Source organism: Streptomyces sp. NPDC096012, from assembly GCF_040426375.1.
Lineage (GTDB): Bacteria > Actinomycetota > Actinomycetes > Streptomycetales > Streptomycetaceae > Streptomyces.
The window spans coordinates 414,575-432,251 of sequence record NZ_JBEOTD010000001.1; the positions used below are offsets into that span (position 1 = coordinate 414,575).

The 17,677-nt window shown below is 71.9% G+C and carries 17 protein-coding genes and 1 tRNA gene; 10 read left to right on the forward strand and 8 right to left on the reverse strand.

Going from position 1 to position 17,677, the window contains the following annotated elements; all coding sequences use genetic code 11:
* Window positions 1–65: 65 nt before the first annotated feature.
* Window positions 66–242 (forward strand): hypothetical protein, encoded by a 177-nt coding sequence (locus ABVB68_RS01980; protein WP_353599053.1) that lies wholly within the window; start codon window positions 66–68, stop codon window positions 240–242.
* 19 nt (window positions 243–261) lie between these two features.
* Here the strand turns inward: ABVB68_RS01980 and ABVB68_RS01985 are convergent, their stop codons facing one another.
* From ABVB68_RS01985 to ABVB68_RS02010, 6 genes are all read right to left on the reverse strand, one after another.
* On the reverse strand, window positions 262–687 hold the full coding sequence (locus ABVB68_RS01985; RefSeq protein ID WP_503006004.1) for a large conductance mechanosensitive channel protein MscL: 426 nt from the start codon (window positions 685–687) through the stop codon (window positions 262–264).
* Window positions 688–972: 285 nt separating this feature from the next.
* Window positions 973–1,584 carry a CpaB family protein gene (locus ABVB68_RS01990; RefSeq protein ID WP_353599151.1) on the reverse strand — a complete coding sequence of 204 codons (612 nt, stop codon included), beginning with the start codon at window positions 1,582–1,584 and terminating at the stop codon, window positions 973–975.
* A gap of 153 nt (window positions 1,585–1,737) precedes the next feature.
* Window positions 1,738–2,571 carry an S-methyl-5'-thioadenosine phosphorylase gene (locus ABVB68_RS01995; RefSeq protein WP_353599055.1) on the reverse strand — a complete coding sequence of 278 codons (834 nt, stop codon included), beginning with the start codon at window positions 2,569–2,571 and terminating at the stop codon, window positions 1,738–1,740.
* Between the two features lie 100 nt (window positions 2,572–2,671).
* Window positions 2,672–2,992, reverse strand: coding sequence for an FmdB family zinc ribbon protein (locus tag ABVB68_RS02000; RefSeq protein WP_353599056.1), 321 nt, complete (start codon window positions 2,990–2,992; stop codon window positions 2,672–2,674).
* Between the two features lie 67 nt (window positions 2,993–3,059).
* Window positions 3,060–4,355, reverse strand: coding sequence for an MFS transporter (locus ABVB68_RS02005; RefSeq protein WP_353599057.1), 1,296 nt, complete (start codon window positions 4,353–4,355; stop codon window positions 3,060–3,062).
* A 399-nt stretch (window positions 4,356–4,754) separates the two neighbouring features.
* The gene (locus tag ABVB68_RS02010) at window positions 4,755–6,305 is read right to left on the reverse strand and encodes a potassium/proton antiporter (protein ID WP_353599058.1); all 1,551 of its coding nucleotides are present in this window, start codon (window positions 6,303–6,305) and stop codon (window positions 4,755–4,757) included.
* A gap of 224 nt (window positions 6,306–6,529) precedes the next feature.
* Between ABVB68_RS02010 and ABVB68_RS02015 the strand changes: the two genes are divergently transcribed.
* On the forward strand, window positions 6,530–9,304 hold the full coding sequence (locus ABVB68_RS02015) for a penicillin acylase family protein (protein ID WP_353599059.1): 2,775 nt from the start codon (window positions 6,530–6,532) through the stop codon (window positions 9,302–9,304).
* A 270-nt stretch (window positions 9,305–9,574) separates the two neighbouring features.
* On the opposite strand, the gene ABVB68_RS02020 is transcribed toward ABVB68_RS02015, so the two are convergent.
* Entirely contained in the window at window positions 9,575–10,195 is a 621-nt protein-coding gene (locus tag ABVB68_RS02020) for a 5-formyltetrahydrofolate cyclo-ligase (protein WP_353599060.1), read from the reverse strand.
* A gap of 98 nt (window positions 10,196–10,293) precedes the next feature.
* Between ABVB68_RS02020 and galU the strand changes: the two genes are divergently transcribed.
* The 7 genes from galU (at window position 10,294) to ABVB68_RS02055 (ending at window position 15,995) form a co-directional block, all read left to right on the forward strand.
* The gene (gene galU / locus ABVB68_RS02025; protein ID WP_353599061.1) at window positions 10,294–11,205 is read left to right on the forward strand and encodes a UTP--glucose-1-phosphate uridylyltransferase GalU; all 912 of its coding nucleotides are present in this window, start codon (window positions 10,294–10,296) and stop codon (window positions 11,203–11,205) included.
* A complete protein-coding gene (gene glp, locus ABVB68_RS02030) occupies window positions 11,202–12,524 on the forward strand; it encodes a molybdotransferase-like divisome protein Glp (protein ID WP_353599062.1) in 1,323 nt (440 codons plus the stop codon). Before galU ends, glp begins: the two co-directional genes overlap by 4 nt.
* A gap of 125 nt (window positions 12,525–12,649) precedes the next feature.
* Complete coding sequence (gene moaC / locus ABVB68_RS02035) at window positions 12,650–13,129, forward strand: cyclic pyranopterin monophosphate synthase MoaC (protein ID WP_353599064.1); 480 nt, start codon at window positions 12,650–12,652, stop codon at window positions 13,127–13,129.
* On the forward strand, window positions 13,126–13,626 hold the full coding sequence (locus ABVB68_RS02040) for a MogA/MoaB family molybdenum cofactor biosynthesis protein (protein ID WP_353599065.1): 501 nt from the start codon (window positions 13,126–13,128) through the stop codon (window positions 13,624–13,626). Before moaC ends, ABVB68_RS02040 begins: the two co-directional genes overlap by 4 nt.
* 20 nt (window positions 13,627–13,646) lie before the next feature.
* Window positions 13,647–14,360 (forward strand): GNAT family N-acetyltransferase, encoded by a 714-nt coding sequence (locus tag ABVB68_RS02045; protein WP_353599066.1) that lies wholly within the window; start codon window positions 13,647–13,649, stop codon window positions 14,358–14,360.
* Between the two features lie 186 nt (window positions 14,361–14,546).
* Window positions 14,547–15,785, forward strand: a complete 1,239-nt coding sequence (sepX, locus tag ABVB68_RS02050; RefSeq protein WP_353599067.1) for a divisome protein SepX/GlpR — start codon at window positions 14,547–14,549, stop codon at window positions 15,783–15,785.
* Window positions 15,786–15,921: 136 nt separating this feature from the next.
* Window positions 15,922–15,995: transfer RNA gene (locus ABVB68_RS02055), tRNA-Ala, on the forward strand.
* Window positions 15,996–16,163: 168 nt separating this feature from the next.
* Here ABVB68_RS02055 and ABVB68_RS02060 read toward each other — a convergent pair.
* Entirely contained in the window at window positions 16,164–16,649 is a 486-nt protein-coding gene (locus ABVB68_RS02060) for a GNAT family N-acetyltransferase (RefSeq protein ID WP_353599068.1), read from the reverse strand.
* An 80-nt stretch (window positions 16,650–16,729) separates the two neighbouring features.
* On the opposite strand from ABVB68_RS02060, the gene ABVB68_RS02065 reads away from it, so the two are divergent.
* Window positions 16,730–17,533 carry an exodeoxyribonuclease III gene (locus ABVB68_RS02065; protein WP_353599069.1) on the forward strand — a complete coding sequence of 268 codons (804 nt, stop codon included), beginning with the start codon at window positions 16,730–16,732 and terminating at the stop codon, window positions 17,531–17,533.
* Window positions 17,534–17,677 lie beyond the last annotated feature (144 nt).

The following is a 17,677-nucleotide window of genomic DNA, read 5'->3' on the forward strand; positions in this document are numbered from 1 at the left end:
GGCCGCCCGGCGTCCGCGACGGACGCCGGACCGGGCCTGCCGCGGGAGAGCCGTACCCTGGTGGCATGAGCACCGCCCCGGAATCCGAGCCGCGCGACCCCAAGCCCGCGCTGGTCTTCGACGACCCGCTGGACCAGCAGTCCACGGACGACACGGATCGCGGCTGGGGTGAGCGCCCGAGCGGCGACAGCGCCGCCGACCTGAAGCGTTTCCTCGACGAGAAGCCGCCCCACCACCTCTGAGCCGCCCGCGGGAGCTCCGCTAGCGCCCGTCGTGCCCGGATCCACGCTGGGCGACCAGCGCGTCGCGGATCTCCTTGAGCACCTCCAGCTCGCTCACCTCCAGGACCTCCTTCGTGCCCTCCCGTGCCGCCTTGCGGGCGGCCTGCCGGGCGAGGTACTTCGACATGGGCAGGACCATCAGGAAGTACACCACCGCCGCGGTGATCAGGAAGGTCAGCGTGGCACCGAGGACGGACCCCCACAGGATCGGCACCCCGCTCTTCACCGAGCCGTCCGCGCCCACCTTGCAGGGGGCCTCCAGGCACGAGCTGTAGTTGTCGAGGTTCTGGGTGCCGATCGCTCCCACCAGCGGGTTGATGATCCCCTTCACCAGCGCGTTGACGATGTTCGTGAAGGCGGCGCCGATGACCACCGCGACTGCCAGATCGACGACGTTGCCGCGCATCAGGAAGGCCTTGAAGCCCTGCCAGACGCTCGGCCCCCTCTTCTCCTTCTGGGTCACCTGGGAAACGCTCCTCGCATGCACAGGTATCGGAATCAAACGCTCCGCAACCTATGCCACGGTGGGCCCACCCTGTCCAATCCCTCGACTTCTCCGGGGGACTTGACGGCATATCGGCCATGAGCAGGCCGGGGCCTTCGCCGAAGTCGCCGCGGATGCCGATCGCGGTGATCCTCCCGACCGGATGGCGGTTCACCTCGTCGACGTCCATCACGCACACGAGTCGCTTCAGCACAGCGTCACCGCCAGCCGGGCCGTGGCGCTCGCGCCGACCAGGCGTGCCGCCGTGGCGCGCGGCACCGACAGCACCACCAGCGCCCCGCTCTCACCGGCGCCCGCCACCGGCTCCGGCACCTTCGTCACCCGCACGCCCCGCGCCACGACCTGCGCACCGCCCCCGGCCGAGGGGTCCTGCGCGGCGATGACGTCGACGCGGTCGCCGGCCCGCAGGAGGCGGACCGTGGCCGCGTCCGCGATCCGCACCGGCGCCGTCACCAGGTCCGCGGTCGCGGGCCGGCGGACCGGTTCCGCGAGCGGGTGCCCGCGGATCCGCTCCGCGCGGTGCGGTTCCGGCGCCGTGCGCGGCGCCGCCGCCACCAGTGCGGCGGCCGTCACCGCGAGGCCGGCCGCGACGGCCCGCCCGCGGTGCCCTACGAGCCGTTGCAGCCGATACCGGCCGCCGCGCACCCGCACCGGGGCGAACTGCGGCACCTCGCACGTCGCGGGGGCGTCCGTGCCCAGCGGGCGCGGCAGACGCAGCGGAGGCGGGAAGGGGGAACGGACGGGAGGGAGAGACGGGGAGGAGGGGGCCGGGGACGACGAGGGGAAGGGCACGGACATCACCACCGCGAGGAGGAATTCGGCTTGCGATGCCACGATGAGGCCTCGCCCCGGATCCCGCCGCGGCCTGTGGACCGCGGGCGGACGGTGGACAACCCGCCCACCCGAACGGGGAATTCCGCCCGGTTGTCCCCAGGCTGCCCGGCCGGCGGACTACGGCAGGGAGAACCCCGGGTCCATCCCGCCGAGCGCGTTCACGCACGGACAGTCCCGGGCCCCGGTCTCCGGCAGCGCCGCCACGGCGTCGAACAGCACACCGCGCATCCGGTCCACGTTGGCCGCGAACACCCGCAGCACCTCCTCGTGGGAGACGCCCTCGCCGGTCTCGGCGCCCGCGTCCAGGTCGGTGACCAGGGTCAGCGACGTGTAGCACAGCTCCAGTTCCCGGGCGAGCGCCGCCTCGGGGTGACCGGTCATGCCCACGACCGACCAGCCCTGCGCCTGGTGCCACAGGGATTCGGCGCGGGTCGAGAAACGCGGCCCCTCCACGACGACCAGCGTGCCGCCGTCCACCGCCTCCCAGTCGCGTCCGCGCGCCGCTTTCAGTGCCGCGGACCGCCCGGCGGGGCAGTACGGGTCGGCCACGGACACGTGCACCACGTTCGGCACGGTGCCGTCGGGCAGCGGCATCCCGTCGAAGTAGGTCTGCGCCCTGGACTTCGTACGGTCGACGAACTGGTCGGGCACCAGCAGCGTGCCGGGCCCGTACTCGCGGCGCAGCCCGCCCACGGCGCACGGTCCGAGGACCTGGCGCACCCCCACCGAGCGCAGGGCCCACAGGTTGGCGCGGTAGTTGATGCGGTGGGGCGGCAGATGGTGGCCGCGGCCGTGCCGGGGCAGGAAGGCGACCTGCCGGCCGGCGATCTCACCGATGAAGAGGGAGTCGCTGGGAGGCCCGTAGGGGGTGTCCACCTCGACCTCGGTCACGTCGTCGAGGAACGAGTAGAAGCCCGAGCCGCCGATTACGCCGATCTCTGCGTTCGCCATGGCCAGCACACTAGCGGGCCGCCGGAGCACGGCGGGAGGCGGTGCGGGACATGCCAAGGACCCTGCCGTCGTGCGACGGCAGGGTCCCGGACGAGAGGTCTCAGGCGGCGGAGCTGCTGGCGGAGCTGGACGACGACGTCGTCGAGGAGGACTTCGACTCGGACGAGGCCGACGAGGACGCCGGCGACGACTTCGAGTCGGACGACGAGCTCGGCTTCGAGGCGGGGCTGCTGCTCGACGAGGAGCCGCGGGAATCGTTGCGGTAGAAGCCCGAGCCCTTGAAGACAATGCCGACGGCGGAGAACACCTTCTTCAGGCGGCCCTCGCAGCGCGGGCACTCGGTCAGGGCGTCGTCGGTGAACTTCTGCACCGCCTCGAGGCCTTCGCCGCATTCGGTGCACTGGTACTGATAGGTCGGCACTGTCTTCCTCCTGGCACTCTCACTCGATGAGTGCTAACGACAGTCCATAGTGACGTATTCCCGGGGATCAGTCCACCGTGACCGGCACGCGGTGACCGACGCCACGTGCGACGGTGCGGTTGCGCTGCCGGGCGACCAGCGCCGAGCGCAGCGCCACCAGGGTGGCCAGCGCCAGCACCGTGCCCGCCATGGGCACCAGGAAACCGGCGCCGTCCCACAGCCGGTCCTCCAGCTGCCCGGCGACGGTGACGGCGGCCGCCTGGCCGAGCGCGACGGCGCCGGTCAGCCAGGTGAACGCCTCGGTGCGCGCGCCGGCCGGGACCAGGCCCTCGACCAGCGTGTAACCGGTGATCAGGGCCGGTGCGATGCACATGCCGACCAGCAGGCCGAGCCCGGCGAGCAGCAGCACGGAGTGGGCGGTCCACAGGGCGGACGCGGTCACCGCGAGCGCCGTGTACCCGATGACCAGGCGCCGCTGGGGAGCGGCCTTCCAGGCGATCGCGCCGCACACGACACCGGACAGCATGTTGCCGGCGGCGAAGACGCCGTACAGGACGCCGTTCAGGCCGGGCTCGCCGATCGACTCGGTGAACGCCGCCAGCGCCACCTGCATGCCGCCGAAGACCGAGCCGATACCGAGGAACGTCACGGCCAGCACGCGCACGCCCGGGACGCTCAGGGCGGAGGCGTGCTTCACGCGCGCGTGCCCGGTCTCGGCGCCGACCGGCGGCTGCGTGCTCTTCTGCGCGGCGAACAGCAGGCCGCCGACGAGGGTCAGCCCGGCCTCGGTGACGAGGCCCGCCGACGGGGTCACGGCGGTGCACAGCGCGGTCGCGAGCAGCGGGCCGAACACGAAGGTCAGCTCGTCCGTGACCGACTCGAACGCCGCCGCCGTGGTCATCAGCGGCGAGCCCTGCAGCTTCACACCCCAGCGGGCCCGCACCATCGGGCCGACCTGGGGCACCGAGGCACCCGTCGGGACGGCCGCCAGCAGGAGCACCCACAGGGGCGCGTGCGCCAGCGCGAGCGCCGTCAGGGCCAGGCTCGCCAGGGTGTGCGCCAGCACGCCGGGGATCAGCACGGCCCGCTGGCCGTACCGGTCGGCGAGGCGGCCGCTGTACGGCGCGAACAGCGCCATGGAGACACCGGTGGCAGCGGCGGCGGCGCCCGCGGCGCCGTACGAGCCGGTGGTGTGCTGCACGAGCAGCACGATCGAGATCGTGAGCATGGCGAACGGCTGGCGCGCGGCGAAACCGGGGAGCAGGAACGTCCAGGCGCCGCGGGTGCGCAGCAGCCGTCCGTATCCGGGGCGGGACGACACCGGCGAGTTCTCCGCCGGCTCGGTGGTGACCGTGGATGCCACGGCCCGTGCCTTTCTTCGGCCTGGTAGCGCGCCCGTGCGGGGGCGCCGAGAGCTGTCCTCTTGCGCGGAGCTGCGGTAGATACCGGTGCCTCTGCGGAGGGTGTGCCGGCCGCCATACGGTCGCGCCAGCTCTGCATCAGGCAGAGTTGGTTCGATCTGGGTGCCTTCACACTACAGGATCAAGACCTTGCGCTCCTGTGAAAATGAGCACCGCGGGACCCTTTCACCTGCGATCGACGCGGGTGTGAATCGTCCGGAACAGGCCGGTATGGCGCGGATGGCCGGCTCAGGTGCGCGGCCCCCGCCCCAGTCGTGTCGCAGGGAGCCGGCGTCGCTGGGAGCCGGGTCGGGCGGCGCCCGGGACGCGCCGCCGGCGGGCGCCCGCCGCGCGCGGCCCGCTCACCGATCCGCCCCCGATCCACCGGTGCCCAGCCAGCCGGCCAGCTTGCCGCCGTGGGCCACCGCGCGCAGGCGCCGCTCCGCGGCACCGCGGACCGGGTCGGTGGCGACGACCAGCAGTTCGTCCCCCCGCCGCAGCACCGTCGTGGGCATCGGAACGAACGATTCCCCTTCTCGCACGACGAGAGTGACGGCGGCGCCCGGCGGCATGCGCAGCTCGCTGACCTCGACGCCGTGCATCAGGGAGCCCTCGGGGATCGAGACGGACAGCAGGTGTCCGCGCAGCCGCTCCAGGGGCGCCGACTCGATGCCCAGGTCGGACGCCTCGCCCTGCTCGCCGAGCCGCAGTTTGCGCGCGAGCCAGGGCAGGGTCGGGCCCTGGACCAGGGTGTACACGACGACCAGCACGAAGACGATGTTGAAGATGCGGCGGCTGCCGGCGACGCCGTTCACCATCGGGATGGTCGCCAGGATGATGGGCACGGCGCCGCGCAGGCCCGCCCACGACATCAGGGTCTGTTCCGGCCACGGCACGCGGAACGGCGCCAGGCTGAGGACCACGCTGAGCGGCCGGGCCACCATGGTCAGGACCAGCCCGATGAGCAGGGCGGGCAGGATGTCGTCACCCAGCTCGTGCGGGGTGACCAGCAGGCCGAGGACGACGAACATGCCGATCTGGGCGATCCAGCCGAGCCCCTCGGCGAAGCCGCGCGTGGCCGGCCAGTGCGGGAGCCTGGCGTTGCCGAGCGTCATCGCGGCCAGGTAGACGGCCAGGAAGCCGCTGCCGTGGGCCAGCGCACCGGCGGCGTACGCGGTGACGGCGATGGCCATGACGGCGATCGGATAGAGGCCCGAGGCGGGCAGGGCCACGTGCCTGAGCCCCCAGGACCCGAGCCAGCCCACCGCCAGCCCCACGGCCGCCCCGATGGCCAGTTCGAGGGCTATCTCGCCCAGCAGGAGATACCAGTGCTCCACCGGGCCGGCCGTCGAGAAGGCGACGACCAGGATGACCACGGGGGCGTCGTTGAAGCCGGACTCCGCCTCCAGCGTGGCCGTCACGCGCGTGGGGAGGGGGATTCTGCGGAGCACCGAGAACACCGCCGCAGCGTCCGTGGACGACACCACCGCGCCGATGATGAGCGCCTGCCGCCACTCCAGCCCGACCAGGTAGTGCGCGCCCGCCGCGGTGACGCCCACGCTGACCGCGACGCCCGCCGTCGCCAGCACGGATGCGGACGCCAGGACCGGGCGGATCTCATCCCACTTCGTGCCCAGGCCGCCCTCGGCGAGGATCACGACGAGCGCCGCGTAGCCCATGACCTGGGTCACCTCGGCGCTGTTGAAGTGGATGCCGCCGATGCCGTCCTGGCCCATGAGGACGCCGATGCCCAGGTAGACGAGCAGGCTGGGGAGCCCGCTGCGGGAGGAGATCCGGACGGCCGCGACGGCGACGAGCAGGACGACGGAGCAGACGAGCAGGAGCTGGTTGAGGTGCTGGACAGTCAGCGGCGGTTCCCTTCCTTGGCCCGCGCGCGGGGCGCGCGGGCGCACGTGCACATGTCCGCGAGGCTGCGGCGCACCGCATCCAAGTACTTCGTTACCTTACCTAACTCTTGACGATTTCTTGACGCTCGGCGAGGCAAGATCGAACGCTCGTGCGCGCTTGTTGCCGACTCCGCGTCAAGCGGGGCAGGGCCCTGCGCCTATGGTTGCTCCAGCGCTCATTCAAAGTCACAGCCCGACCTGCCGCTCGCGTTAGGACAGCAAGGACAGCGATGCCCCCCAACACCACCGCCACAACGGGTGACACCGCCACCACTGGTGCCACGTCCGTCAAGTCCGGCAGGAAGAAGGGGCGCAAAGCCCGACTGCTCGTGCTCGTGCTGGTGCTCGCCGTCATCGGAGGCGTGGCCTACGGCGGCTACTGGTCGATCAGCACCGTCCGCGCCTCCTTCCCGCAGACCAAGGGTTCGATCACGCTCCAGGGCCTGTCCGGGCCGGTCGACGTGAAGCGGGACGGCTACGGCATCCCGCAGATCTACGCCTCCTCCGACGAGGACCTGTTCATGGCGCAGGGCTTCGTCCAGGCGCAGGACCGGTTCTACGAGATGGACGTGCGCCGGCACATGACCTCCGGGCGCCTGTCGGAGATGTTCGGCAAGAGCCAGGTGAAGAACGACGAGTTCCTGCGGACCCTCGGCTGGGACCGGGTCGCCAAGGAGGAGTACGACACCAAGCTGTCGGCCTCCACGAAGAAGTACCTCCAGGCGTACGCCAAGGGGGTCAACGCCTACCTCCGGGGCAAGGACGGCAAGGACATCTCCCTGGAGTACGCGGCCCTGGGCTTCACCAACGACTACAAGCCGCAGTCCTGGACCCCGGTCGACTCCGTCGCCTGGCTGAAGGCGATGGCCTGGGACCTGCGCGGCAACATGCAGGACGAGATCGACCGCGCGCTGATGACCAGCCGCCTCGGCCCGCAGCAGATCCAGGACCTCTACCCGAAGTACCCCTACGGCCGCAACAAGCCGATCGTGCAGGAAGGCCGGTACGACGAGCTGGCCAAGACCTTCCGGCAGAACGGCGGCACGGGCGCCTCTCAGGGCACGACGGGCTCGACCGGCTCCTCCGCCTCGGGCGCGGGCGGAACGGCCCTCACGAGCCAGCTGGCGGGCCTGTACAAGGTCCTCGACGACGTACCGACGGCCGTCGGAGTGAACGGCCAGGGCATCGGCTCCAATTCCTGGGTCGTGTCCGGGCGGTACACCATCACCGGCAAGCCGCTGCTCGCCAACGATCCGCACCTGTCGGCGTCGCTGCCGTCCGTGTGGTACCAGATGGGCCTGCACTGCCGGGCCGTCTCCAGCAAGTGCCAGTACGACGTCAGCGGCTACACCTTCGCGGGCATGCCCGGTGTGATCATCGGACACAACGCGCAGATCGGCTGGGGGATGACCAACTCCGGGGTCGACGTCACCGACCTGTACCTGGAGAAGGTCACCGCCAACGGATACCTGTACGACGGCAAGGTCCGGCCGTTCACGACCCGCCAGGAGACCATCAGGGTCGCCGGCGGCACGTCCAAGTCCATCGTGGTCCGGCAGACCCGGGACGGGATGCCGCTGCTGTCCGACCGCGACGACGAACTCGTCCAGGTCGGCAGGAAGGCCACCGTCAACACCGCCGCACCCGACCGCGGCGACGGCTACGGCATCGCCCTGAGGTGGACCGCGCTCGACCCGGGCACCTCCATGGACGCCGTGTTCGCCCTCGACAAGGCGGCGAACTGGGACGACTTCCGCGCGGCTGCCGCCCTGTTCGACGTGCCGTCGCAGAACCTCGTCTACGCCGACACCCGGAACATCGGCTACACCCTGCCCGGAAGGATCCCGACGCGCTCCTCCGTGGACGACGGCTCGATCCCGGCGCCCGGCTGGGACGCGAAGTACCGGTGGACCGGCTTCATCAAGCAGGACGAGCTGCCCCACGAGTACAACCCCGGGCGCGGCTACATCGTCACCGCCAACCAGGCCGTGGTCGACGCGGACAAGTACCCGTACACGCTCACCACCGACTGGGGCTACGGCGCCCGCAGCCAGCGCATCACCGACCTGATCGAGTCCAAGATCAAGGACGGCGGCAAGATCTCCACCGACGACATGCGGCAGATGCAGCTGGACAACAGCAGCGAGATCGCCAAGCTCCTGGTGCCCAGGCTGCTGAAGATCAACCTGGCCGACAGGAACGTCCGGGACGCGCAGAAGCTGCTGGAGGGCTGGGACTACACCCAGGACGCCGACTCCGCGGCGGCCGCCTACTTCAACGCCGTCTGGCGCAACGTCCTCAAGCTCGCCTTCGGCAACAAGCTGCCCAAGGAGCTGCGCGTCAAGGGCCAGTGCCTGTGGGTCGACAAGATCGACAGCACCGGCCCGGTGGACGACGACACCAAGGTGCGCGAGTGCGGCCAGCGCGACGCCGACCAGGCGCAGCCGGACGGCGGCGACCGCTGGTTCGAGGTCGTGCGCACGCTGCTGGACAAGCCGGACAGCGACTGGTGGAAGACGCCCAAGTCGGGGACCCGGCCGGCCGCGGAGAACCGCGACCAGCTCTTCGCCCGCGCCATGATCGACGCCCGCTGGGAGCTGACCGCCAAGCTCGGCAAGGACATCGACTCCTGGAGCTGGGGCCGGTTGCACCGCCTGTTCCTGAAGAACCAGACGATCGGCACCGACGGTCCCAAGGTGCTGCAGTACGTGCTCAACCGCGGACCCTGGAAGCTCAGCGGCGGCGAGGCCAGCGTCAACGCGACCGGCTGGAACGCGGCCGGCGGCTACAACGTCGTCTGGGTGCCGTCCATGCGGATGGTCGTCAACCTCGCCGACCTCGACAAGTCCAAGTGGATCAACCTGACCGGCGCCTCCGGGCACGCGTTCAGCGCGCACTACACGGACCAGACGGGCAAGTGGGCCAAGGGCGAGCTGCTGCCCTGGTCGTTCTCGGGCAAGGCGGTCGACCAGAGCACGAGCGACACCCTCGTCCTCAAGCCGTGAGCCGCTGACCCGAACCGCCGGAACGGCCCCCCACGCGCGCGTGGGGGGCCGTTCCGCGTCGGTGCGGGCGCGAATGCGGGGCCGCCCGCGCAGGGTGAGGCGGTGCGGGCGGCACCCGGCCGGACGCTCGTGAACCGGGGTGCACTCGGCCAGACGCTCGTGAACCGGGGGCACCCGGCCAGGCACTCGTGGACCGGTGAGCCCGATCAAGCGCGCCCGTGAACCGGCGGCCGCCCGCTCAGGCGCCCGTGAACCGGCGGCCGCCCCCGCTCAGGCGCCCGGGAACCGGTGGGCGCCGGACGGTGTCACCACCGCGTGCACCGGCTTGTCGTGCGCCTCCACGGGGACGTGAGCGACGACCTCCGCGTCGTACAGCAGCACCACCAGCCGGGGGTGCCGGCCCGCGCGCTCCAGGCGGGCCAGTACGCGGTCGTACGAGCCTCCGCCGCGCCCCAGGCGCATCCCGCGGGAGTCCACCGCGAGCCCCGGCAGCAGGACGACGTCCGCTTCCGCCACGGCGTCCGGACCGAGGCGCTCGCCGGAGGGCTCGTACAGTGCCATCCGCCCGCCGTGCCGGACCGGGGCGAGGGAGTGCGGGCCGGTGTACTCGCCCCAGTCCAGGTCGTTGTCGGGCAGGAGCGCGGGGAGCAGGACGCGTACGCCCCGCGCGCGCAGGACGTCCAGCAGGGCGAGCGTGCCGGGCTCCGTCCCCACCGAGACGTACGCCGCCACCGTGCGGGCACGCGCCAGTTCGGGCAGCCGCAGGGCGCGCTCGGCCAGCGCGTGGCCGGCCTCCCGGACGTCATCGCCCGTCAACCTGTTCCTCACCGCGAGGAGATCCTGCCGCAACGTGCGCTTGTCAGGCTTGCCAGTACGTCCGACGTGTTCCACTGGTCGTTCTCGCACCCTTCTTCACGAATGCAGTCGTATGAGGCTCAACCAACCGGAGCCACAGATTCGCGTTCAAGGCACCGGATAAGGTTGCGGGCATGATTCAGTCGCACCCCAGGATCAGCAAGGCTGTCATCCCCGCAGCAGGCCTCGGCACCCGGTTCCTGCCGGCCACCAAAGCCACTCCCAAGGAGATGCTGCCGGTCGTCGACAAGCCCGCGATCCAGTACGTGGTCGAGGAGGCCGTGTCGGCGGGGCTCGACGACGTGCTCATGATCACCGGACGCAACAAGCGTCCCCTCGAGGACCACTTCGACCGCAACTACGAGCTGGAGTCGGCGCTCCAGAAGAAGGGCGACGCGGGCCGGCTCGCGAAGGTGCAGGAGTCCAGCGATCTGGCCACCATGCACTACGTCCGCCAGGGCGACCCCCGGGGCCTCGGTCACGCCGTGCTGTGCGCTGCCCCGCACGTCGGCCACGAGCCCTTCGCCGTCCTCCTCGGCGACGACCTGATCGACCCGCGCGACCCGCTGCTCCAGCGCATGATCGAGGTCCAGGAGCAGCACGGCGGCAGCGTGATCGCGCTCATGGAGGTGGCGCCCGAACAGATCCACCTCTACGGCTCCGCGGCGGTGGAGACCACCACCGACGGCGACGTCGTGAAGGTGACCGGCCTGGTCGAGAAGCCGGACCCGGAGGACGCCCCGTCGAACTACGCGGTCATCGGCCGCTACGTCCTCGACCCGCACATCTTCGACATACTGCGCAAGACCGAGCCCGGCCGGGGCGGCGAGATCCAGCTCACCGACGCGCTCCAGCAGCTCGCCCAGGACGAGAAGGTCGGCGGCCCGGTGCACGGCGTCGTCTTCAAGGGGCGCCGCTATGACACCGGGGACCGTGGCGACTACCTGCGTGCCATTGTCAGACTCGCATGCGAACGTGAAGACCTGGGACCGGACTTCCGGGCCTGGCTTCGCAGGTACGTAGCCGAGGAGATGCAGCAGTCTTGAGCAGCGCCGCGACCCACACCGCCGATCAGGACCACCTGTGGTCGGTGGAGGAGCACCTGGAGGACATCCTCTCCACCGTCCGGCCGTTGGAGCCGATCGAGCTGCAACTCCTCGACGCCCAGGGCTGCGTCCTGGTCGAGGACGTCATGGTGCCGGTGTCGCTGCCGCCGTTCGACAACAGCTCCATGGACGGTTACGCGGTCCGGGTCGCGGACGTGGCGGGTGCCAGCGAGGAGTTCCCGGCCGCTCTCGAGGTCGTCGGGGACGTCGCGGCGGGCGCGGCGGAGCCGGTGCGGGTGGGGCCCGGCCAGGCCGCCCGCATCATGACCGGCGCCCCGCTGCCGCCGGGCGCCGAGGCCGTCGTGCCGGTCGAGTGGACCGACGGGGGGCTCGGCGAGGGCCCGGTGAGCGGCATGCGGGCGCGCAGCCTGGCCCCCGAGGGCGCGCAGGGGCAGGTGCGCGTGCACCGTCCCGCCGAGGCACGCGCGCATGTGCGCGCCAAGGGCAGCGACGTGCGGGCCGGCGACCTCGCGCTGGAGGCCGGGACGATCCTCGGCCCGCCGCAGATCGCGCTGCTCGCGGCGATCGGCCGGGGCACGGTGCGCGTGCGCCCCCGCCCGCGCGTGGTCGTCATGTCCACCGGCAGCGAGCTGGTCCAGCCCGGCGAGGAACTGGCCACCGGCCAGATCTTCGACTCCAACAGCTTCGCCCTGACCGCCGCCGCGCGCGACGCCGGCGCCATCGCCTACCGGGTCGGTGCCGTCGCCGACGACGCCGGGACGCTCCGCTCCGCCATCGAGGACCAGCTCATCCGCGCCGACCTGCTGGTGACCACGGGCGGGGTCAGCGTCGGTGCCTACGACGTCGTCAAGGAGGCGCTGTCGTCCGTCGGCGACGAGGACGAGGCGGGCGCGGGCGTCGAGTTCCGCAGGCTGGCCATGCAGCCCGGCAAGCCCCAGGGCTTCGGTTCCATCGGCCCGGACCACACACCCCTGCTGGCGCTGCCCGGCAACCCCGTGTCGTCGTACGTCTCCTTCGAGCTGTTCGTCCGCCCCGCCATCCGGGCCCTGATGGGCCTGCCGGACGTCCACCGGACGCCCGTGCGGGCCACGTTGCGGGCGGACGAGGCCCTTCGCTCGCCCAAGGGACGGCGCCAGTTCCTGCGCGGCGCGTACGCCGACGGCGAGGTGACCCCCGTCGGCGGCGCGGGCTCCCACCTGATCGCCGCGCTGGCGCACGCGGACGCGCTGATCGTCGTCCCCGAGGACACGGAATCCGTCGAGCCCGGCAGCGAGGTGGAGGTCCTGCCGCTCGGCTGACGCGCGCCTGCCCGTCCACGGGGCGATCCTGGTCCGGTGCGCGCGCCGGCTTGGCGGTACCGTGTCGCGCACGACAGGCCCGTGCTCCGCACCGCGACGGGCCCGGACCGGGAGCGCCACAGATCATGAGCACGCACGACCGACTGACGCACCTCGACGACGCGGGCGCGGCCCGCATGGTCGACGTATCCGGCAAGGACGTGACCGCGCGCACCGCCCGCGCCACGGGCCGGGTCCTCGTCTCGCCCCGCGTGGTCGAGCTGCTGCGCGGCGAGGGGGTGCCCAAGGGTGACGCCCTCGCCACGGCGCGTATCGCGGGCATCATGGGCGCCAAGCGGACCCCCGACCTGATCCCGCTGTGCCACCCGTTGTCGGTGAGCGGTGTGAAACTGGACCTGTCGGTCGCGGACGACGCCGTCGAGATCCAGGCCACCGTGAAGACGACGGACCGCACGGGCGTCGAGATGGAGGCCCTCACCGCGGTGACGGTCGCCGCGCTCACCGTGATCGACATGGTCAAGGCGGTCGACAAGGGAGCGGTCATCACGGACGTACGGGTCGAGGAGAAGACGGGCGGCAAGTCGGGCGACTGGAGCCGGGCATGACCTACCGCGCGCTGGTGGTCACCGCGTCGAACAGGGCCGCCGCGGGGGTCTACGAGGACAAGGGCGGCCCGCTGATCGCCGACGGCCTGAGGCGCCTCGGGTTCGCCGTCGACGGGCCGCGTGTCGTCCCCGACGGAGAACCGGTGGAGGCGGCGCTGCGCGCCGGTGTGGCGGCCGGTTACGACACCATCGTCACCACCGGGGGCACCGGCATCTCGCCCACCGACCGGACGCCCGAGGCGACCCGCGCGGTGATCGAGCACGAGGTGCCCGGCATCGCGGAGGCCGTCCGCGCCTACGGGCGGGAGAAGGTGCCGACCGCCGCGCTGTCCCGGGGCCTGGCAGGCGTGGCGGGGCGGACGCTGATCGTCAATCTGCCCGGCTCCACGGGCGGCGTGAAGGACGGTCTGGCCGTCCTGGAGCCGCTGCTGGTCCACGCCGTCGACCAGCTCCGCGGCGGCGACCACCCCGGACCCGGTAGTGGGGGTGCGAGCTGAACAGCCCTTCCTGGCCTGTCGTGCTGGCGGACGGCGACGTCGTCCTCCGGCCGATAAAGCTGCGCGACCAGCGGGCCTGGCGCGAGGTGAACCGGCGCAACCGGGACTGGCTGCGCCCCTGGGAGGCGACCATTCCGCCGCCCACACCGAGTGGACCGATCACGCATCGGCCGACCTACCGGCAGATGGTCCGGCACCTGCGTTCCGAGGCGGGCGCGGGCCGGATGCTGCCGTTCGTCATCGAGTACCAGGGCCGCCTGGTCGGGCAGTTGACGGTTGCCGGGATCACCTGGGGGTCGATGTGCTCGGGGCACATCGGCTACTGGGTGGACCAGGCGGTGGCCGGCCGCGGGGTGATGCCCACGGCCGTCGCGCTCGCGGTGGACCACTGTTTCCGCACCGTCGGTCTGCACCGCATCGAGGTCTGCATTCGTCCCGAGAACCGGCCGAGCCGCCGGGTGGTGGAGAAACTCGGATTCCGCGAGGAAGGGCTGCGGCCGCGTTATCTGCACATCGACGGGGCCTGGCGCGACCATCTGGTCTTCGCACTCACCGCGGAAGAGGTGCCCGACGGGGTGCTCGGGCGCTGGCGTCGGGCGCGTTCCCACGAGGCGCGGCGCACCGGGGCGCCGGCCGAGGGCGCCGGCGCGGCCGACGCCCAGGACGCCTCGGGGACTTCGGGGGCCTCGGGAGCGCCGTGGAATCGGCAGAACACTCCGAGGAATCCCACCTAGCCCCGGGAAATTGAATATATGTTCGAAATTGATCGTCTGCTGACCATCTCAGTCCGTTGAATTCATGGGCTGGTCGGTCGTCTGATCGCATCGGTCGCAAAAAAAGCTGGAAATATCAGCCGGATCGTGCGACACACCGGCCCAATTGGCGGATGGCCTCACGCAAACCCCTCTACGGTGTGAGACGTGAGCAGCAGCGGCCTCATCTACGCAGTCATTGTCGGGGCCTGGGCCGCCTACTTGGTGCCGATGTGGCTCCGTAGGCAGGACGAGCTGAACGAGGCCCGTCCGACGGAACGCTTCAGTACCGCCATCCGGCTGCTGTCCGGACGGGCGGGTATGGAGCGCCGATACGCCAAGGACCTGCGGGCGCGCTCCGCCGAGGAGGGGGAGCCGGACGCCGACGAACCGGACGCCGTCACCGACTCGGTGGACGTCCGGGCCTTCGCCGTGCCTCCGACGCGCCGTCAGGTCCGTGCGGACACCGGGCCCGAGGCTTCCCCGGGCGCGGAGCCGGCGCAGGACCCGGCCGTCGTCCCGGCGCCCAAGTCCGTCCTCTTGCCCGGGCGCAACTCCTCCGGCGCACCCGAGCGTGCGACCGGGTCGGTGCCCGCGCAGAAGCGCGTGCCCGCCGCACGGTCCGCGCCGTCGGCGCAGGCGGCCGCGGCACGCGCCCAGCGCTCGAAGGTGCTCGCGCGCCGTCGGCGCACCACCGTGATGCTGTTCTTCGCCTTCTCCCTGGGCGCGATCGTCGCGGCCGTCGGAGGACTCGCCTTCCTGTGGGTGCCGGCCGTGCCGGCGGTGCTGCTGAGCACCTACATCGCCTATCTGCGCTCGCAGGAGCGTCGCCGCTTCGCCTACCAGATGGACCGCCGCCGCGCCGAGGTCGCGGCCCAGCGGCTGCGCGAGCGGGAGCGCCTGCCGCACCGGCGCGCCCCCCTCGAAGCGGGGACCGGCGCCGACGAACCGGAGGAGGGACCCGCGAGCGACACGGAGACCGGTCTTTCGGCCCTCGCCGCGGACCGGCGGGCCCTCGTCGAGCAGACCGACCACGCCGAGTGGGTCGACCAGCAGCGTGAGCGGCAGCGGCGGCCCGGGCACGGAGACAGCTGGGACCCGGTGCCGGTGCCGCTGCCGACGTACGTGACCGCTCCGGTCGCGCCGCGCGCCACCTCCGACGTGGATCTCGGGGCGCCCGACACCTGGAGTTCGGCGCGGTCCAGCGCCATCGCGCCCGAGCACGAGACCGGCCACGCACCGGTGGCGGAGGCCGAGGAGGAGGCGCCCGTGTCCGGGGACAAGCCGGCGGACGGCCGCAGCGACGCGCGCCGCGCTGCCTCCGCGCGGCGGGCCCGCGAGCGGGGCCGTACGCCCCTCTTCGACCAGTACGACGACGGCGACCGGCCCCGCGCGGCCAACGAGTGACCCCGGGTGCGGCCGCCCGGCCCGTCCCGCGGGCCGCGCGCGCCGCCCCGCCCGCTCCGGGGACCCGCTCCCTGACCAGTCAGGGAGCGGATTTCCAAGCAGCCGGATCGGGATGCTAGAGTTTCACTCGTTGCAAGGGCCTGTGGCGCAGTCCGGTAGCGCACCTCGTTCGCATCGAGGGGGTCTGGGGTTCAAATCCCCACAGGTCCACGCACCATGAAGTCCCTGTCGGCAGTAGCCGACAGGGACTTCGTCCTTTCCCGAAGTGGCGCCGGTCCGCGGTCGGTCCGGCCCGCCGGGAAGCCCGGGAGGCTCAAGCGGGCCTGGTGTGATCCCAGTTACACGTACAGAAGCGCCCCGGAGTCTTCCAGGGTCTCTTCAGGCCTTGCGGAGCTTCTTCGCGAAGCAGCGGCTCTCCTCGAAGTGGCGGTAGTAGCCGAACTTGGCGCACGGCTCGAAACCACTGGACGTGTACAGGGCGATGGCCTCCGGCTGCTTGGTGCCCGTCTCCAGGACCATGCGGACGCGGCCGGCCATGCGGGCGTCCTCCTCCAGGGCGGCGAGCATGCGACGGGCGAGGCCCCGGCCGCGCATCCCCTCGACGACGTACATGCGCTTGACTTCGGCGTCGCCGTCCTCGTTGCCCTCGTCGTTGCTGTCCTGGCTGCGCCAGCCGCCCGTGGCGACGGGGCGGTCGTCCGCGTCGTACGCGATCAGGTACACACCCCGGGGCGGGTCGAAGTCCGCGGGGTCGAGGACGGTGGCGTCGCCGCCGTCGCCGTAGCGCAGGTGGTACTCGGCCTGGACCTCGTCGTTGAGCTTGACGGCGTCGGGGTGGTCGAAGCGAACGCGACGAATATGCATGCTGAGTATCGTACTTCTATGCAGGGGACTGGGTCCCGGGGCTTTGCGGGCTTCGACCAGTGTGCCGGTATCGTGCCCGGGTGCTGACTGTGACCTCGGTGAACGTGAACGGACTGCGGGCCGCCGCCAAGAAGGGCTTCGTGGAGTGGCTCGCCGGTACCTCGGCGGACGTCGTCTGCCTCCAGGAGGTACGCGCCGAGCCGCACCAGCTGCCCGAGGAGGTCCGGCAGCCCGACGGCTGGTACGTCCTGCACGCCCCGGCCGCCGCCAAGGGCCGCGCGGGCGTCTCCCTCTACACGCGCCGCGAGCCGGACCGGGTCCGGGTCGGCTTCGGCTCGGCCGAGTTCGACGGCGGTGGGCGGTACGTCGAGGCGGACCTGCCCGGCGTCACGGTCGCCTCCCTCTACCTGCCCTCCGGCGAGGTCGGTACCGAGCGCCAGGACGAGAAGGTCCGCTTCATGGGCGAGTTCCTGGTCCACCTCAAGGAGCTGCGCGAGCGGGCCGCCGCCGACGGGCGCGAGGTGGTCGTGTGCGGCGACTGGAACATCGCCCACCAGCAGGCCGACCTGAAGAACTGGCGCGGCAACACGAAGAACTCCGGCTTCCTGCCCGAGGAGCGGGAATGGCTCGGGCGCGTGCTCACGGTCGGGGAGGGCGGCTACGTCGACGTCGTCCGCGCCCTGCACCCCGGGACCGAGGGCCCCTACACCTGGTGGTCCTACCGGGGGCGCGCCTTCGACAACGACTCCGGGTGGCGCATCGACTACCACGTCGCCACCCCCGGCCTGGCGGCCCGGGCGGTCAAGGGCTTCGTCGAGCGCGCGGCCACGCACGCTGAGCGCTGGTCGGACCACGCGCCGGTGACCGTCGTCTACGACCTGTAGGGAACCGGCGCTCGTCTTCGGCCTGAAGGGGACCGGCGCTCGTCTTGGGCCTGTAGGAGGCCGCCGCTCGTCCGCGACGCGTGGCGGGACCGCCGCTCGCCTGCCACCCGTAGGGGACCGGCGCCCATGTGCTGCCCGAGGGTG

Coding starts and splice junctions, on each gene's coding strand:
- ABVB68_RS02015 (WP_353599059.1), top strand. CDS start 6,530: ATGCCCCCCAACACCACCGCCACAACGGGTGACACCGCCACCACTGGT.
- ABVB68_RS02040 (WP_353599065.1), top strand. CDS start 13,126: ATGACCTACCGCGCGCTGGTGGTCACCGCGTCGAACAGGGCCGCCGCG.
- ABVB68_RS02060 (WP_353599068.1), bottom strand. CDS start 16,649: ATGCATATTCGTCGCGTTCGCTTCGACCACCCCGACGCCGTCAAGCTC.
- ABVB68_RS01995 (WP_353599055.1), bottom strand. CDS start 2,571: ATGGCGAACGCAGAGATCGGCGTAATCGGCGGCTCGGGCTTCTACTCG.
- galU (WP_353599061.1), top strand. CDS start 10,294: ATGATTCAGTCGCACCCCAGGATCAGCAAGGCTGTCATCCCCGCAGCA.
- ABVB68_RS01980 (WP_353599053.1), top strand. CDS start 66: ATGAGCACCGCCCCGGAATCCGAGCCGCGCGACCCCAAGCCCGCGCTG.
- ABVB68_RS01985 (WP_503006004.1), bottom strand. CDS start 687: ATGCGCGGCAACGTCGTCGATCTGGCAGTCGCGGTGGTCATCGGCGCC.
- moaC (WP_353599064.1), top strand. CDS start 12,650: ATGAGCACGCACGACCGACTGACGCACCTCGACGACGCGGGCGCGGCC.
- ABVB68_RS01990 (WP_353599151.1), bottom strand. CDS start 1,584: ATGTCCGTGCCCTTCCCCTCGTCGTCCCCGGCCCCCTCCTCCCCGTCT.